The following is a 3,394-nucleotide window of genomic DNA, read 5'->3' on the forward strand; positions in this document are numbered from 1 at the left end:
CGCAAGCTCACCGGGGACGCAAACGGCACCCTCGCAGGCACCCTGACCCTCACCGGCGGCTGCGGCGGCATGGGTGGCGCGCAGCCGCTCGCCGTCACCCTCAACGACGGTGCCTGCCTGATCGTCGACGTCGACGAATCCCGGCTCCGCCGCCGTGCCGGGAAGCGCTACCTCGACGAGGTGGAAACCGACCTCGACGCCGCGATCGCCAAGGTCCTGAAGGCCAAGGAGGAGCGCCGCGGCTGGTCCGTCGGGTACGTCGGCAACGCCGCCGAGGTGTTCCCGGAGATCCTCCGCCGCCACAACGCCGGCGAACTCACCGTGGACATCGTCACGGACCAGACCTCCGCGCACGACCCCCTGAGCTACCTGCCCGAAGGGGTCAAGGTCGAGGAATGGCACCGCGAGGCTGCAGCCGATCCGGAGGGCTTCACCAAAAAAGCCCAGGCCTCCATGGCCCGCCACGTCCAAGCCATGGTCGAATTCCAGGACGCCGGCGCCGAGGTCTTCGACTACGGCAACTCCATCCGTGACGAGGCCCGCAAGGGCGGCTACGCCCGGGCCTTCGAGTTCCCCGGCTTCGTCCCCGCCTACATCCGGCCGCTGTTCTGCGAGGGCCTGGGCCCGTTCCGCTGGGTGGCGCTCTCCGGCGACCCCGAGGACATCCGCGTCACGGACGAGGCCATCAAGGAACTGTTCCCCGAGAACAAGCACCTGCACCGCTGGATCGACGCCGCCCAGGAACGGGTGGAATTCGAGGGCCTGCCCGCGCGGATCTGCTGGCTCGGCTACGGCGAACGCGCCAAGGCCGGCCTGCTGTTCAACCGGCTGGTCAAGGAAGGCAAGGTCAAGGCCCCCATCGTGATCGGCCGCGACCACCTCGATTCCGGCTCGGTTGCCTCCCCATACCGCGAGACCGAGGCAATGGCCGACGGCTCGGACGCGATCGCCGACTGGCCGCTGCTGAACGCCCTGCTCAACACCGCCTCCGGTGCCACCTGGGTCTCCCTGCACCATGGCGGCGGCGTCGGCATCGGCCGCTCTATCCACGCCGGCCAGGTCTCGGTCGCCGACGGCACCGACCTCGCCGCACAGAAGCTCGAGCGCCTCCTGACCAACGACCCCGGCATGGGCGTCATCCGCCACGCCGACGCCGGCTATGACCGCGCCGTCGAGGTCGCCAGGGAACGCGGCGTCCGCATCCCCATGCTCCCCACGGACTCCCTAGCCTCGCAAGCTCGGCCAGGGGACCCTGTCCGCGTGGGCCCAGTGTCCGCAGACTCCGCAGAAGCAACGAAGTAGGTACATCCGATGACCATTACCACCCACGAACCGCTCACCGTCACCCTCGGCGCCAGCGGAGTCACGCCCGAGGACGTCGTCGCTGTCGCCCGCCACGACGCCCGGGTGACCATCGCCCAGGACGCTCTCGACGCCGTCGAGAAGGTCCGCGCCCACATCGATGGGCTGGCCAACAGCGAGGTCCCGGCGTACGGCATCTCCACCGGCTTCGGCGCCCTGGCCAACCGGCACATCCCCGCCGAACGGCGCACCCAGCTGCAGAAATCGCTGATCCGCAGCCACGCCGCCGGCATGGGCCCGGCCGTGGAACGCGAGGTGGTTCGCGGCATCATGTTCCTGCGCGCCAAGACCCTGGCCTCCGGCCGCACGGGGGTCCGGCCCGTGGTGCTGCAGACCATGGTGGATGTCCTGAACGCCGGCATCACCCCCGTGGTCCGCGAGTTCGGCTCGCTCGGCTGCTCCGGCGACCTCGCGCCGCTGTCCCACGTGGCCCTTGTGCTGATGGGCGAGGGCGAGGCCACCGGCCCCGACGGCACCCGCTACGGCGGACGCGGCGAGGCCCCGGTCGCCGAGTTGCTGGCCGCCCACGGCATCGAACCCGTCACCTTGGCCGAGAAGGAAGGCCTGGCCCTGGTCAACGGCACCGAGGGCATGCTGGGCATGCTGCTGATGGCCATCGCGGACCTGCGGCTGCTGCTGACGACGGCGGATATCACCGCCGCGCTCAGCGTCGAGGCGCTGCTCGGCACGGACCAGGTGTTCCTGCCCGAGCTGCACGCCGCGCTCCGGCCGCATCCCGGGCAGGCAGCCTCCGCTGACAACATGCTGAGGGTCCTCTCGAACTCCCCGATCGTGGCCTCGCACCGGGTCAACGACACCAAGGTCCAGGACGCGTACTCCCTGCGCTGCGCACCCCAGGTGGCAGGCGCCGTCCGTGACACCGTGGACCACGCCGCCCTGGTGGCGTCCCGGGAGCTGGCCGCCGCCATCGACAACCCTGTGGTGCTCCCGGACGGCCGGGTCAGCTCCAACGGTAACTTCCACGGCGCCCCGGTGGCCTACGTCCTGGACTACCTGGCGATCGCGGTCGCGGACCTGAGCTCCATCGCCGAACGCCGCACGGACCGGATGCTGGACCCGGCCCGCTCGCACGGGCTGCCCGCGTTCCTGGCCTCCGACCCCGGCGTGGATTCGGGCCTGATGATCGCCCAGTACACCCAGGCCGGGCTGGTCTCGGACAACAAGCGGCTGGCCGTCCCGGCGTCGGTGGACTCGATCCCGAGCTCGGCCATGCAGGAGGACCACGTGTCCATGGGCTGGCACGCCGCGCGCAAGCTGCGGCGCGCGGTGGAGAACCTGCGCCGGGTGCTCGCGATCGAACTGGTCACCTCCGCCCGGGCACTGGACATCCGAACCCAGCTCTCCGACGGCTCCCTCGAACCCGGGCCGGCGGGCTCCGCCGTGATCGCCGCCCTCCGCGGCGTGGTGGAGGGGCCGGGAACGGACCGGTTCCTCTCGCCGGAACTGGAGGCCGCGGACCGGCTGGTGGGCTCCGGCGCCGTCCGTGACGCCGCCGAATCCGCCGTCGGAAATCTGGCCTGACGGCGCAGAAAATGCAGGGACGCCGGGCGTTTCGGGGACCCCCCGAAATGTTCGGCGCCCGGTCCGCCGAGGCGGGGCGGAATGTAGTAAAACTATGACCGGCGCCACACGGGTGCGCGCAGTGGATTCAGAGCATGGATTCACACCACAGATTCACACAGCGACAAGATCTACAAAGGGGTAGACGTTCATGAAAGCACGCGGGACGGTCCTGTCCAGGCGCTCGGCATTCGCGGCCACGGTCTCGGACTGGCGGAGCCTCACGGCGGGGGACCGGGTGGACATCCTTAAGCACGCCCAGCTGATCGCGGCCGGGTCCGTGGAAGAAGTCTCGGACAGCGGGAACGTCCTCTGGCTGGTGCCGGCGGCGCCGGGCGAGGCGCAGCTGTTCCTGAAGTCCGACGGCGTCCAGGTCCGGCGCAGCTAGCGCAGCACGCGCAGACTGCCCGGACCCGGACATGCGGAAGGCCGGTGAGGAGGTTCCTCACCG

Annotated in this window: 3 protein-coding genes; all 3 read left to right on the plus strand. The window is 70.5% G+C overall.

From position 1 onward, the window contains the following. A partial coding sequence (locus AB0305_RS22900; protein ID WP_366174159.1) for a urocanate hydratase occupies positions 1 to 1,302 on the plus strand: 1,302 nt, incomplete at its 5' end. 9 nt (positions 1,303 to 1,311) lie between these two features. After that, positions 1,312 to 2,904, plus strand: coding sequence for a histidine ammonia-lyase (gene hutH, locus AB0305_RS22905; RefSeq protein WP_364136207.1), 1,593 nt, complete (start codon positions 1,312 to 1,314; stop codon positions 2,902 to 2,904). 190 nt (positions 2,905 to 3,094) lie between these two features. Further along, positions 3,095 to 3,331 carry a hypothetical protein gene (locus tag AB0305_RS22910; protein ID WP_290256867.1) on the plus strand — a complete coding sequence of 79 codons (237 nt, stop codon included), beginning with the start codon at positions 3,095 to 3,097 and terminating at the stop codon, positions 3,329 to 3,331. The last annotated feature ends 63 nt before the right edge of the window (positions 3,332 to 3,394 follow it).

This window comes from Arthrobacter sp. NPDC080086 (assembly GCF_040702285.1).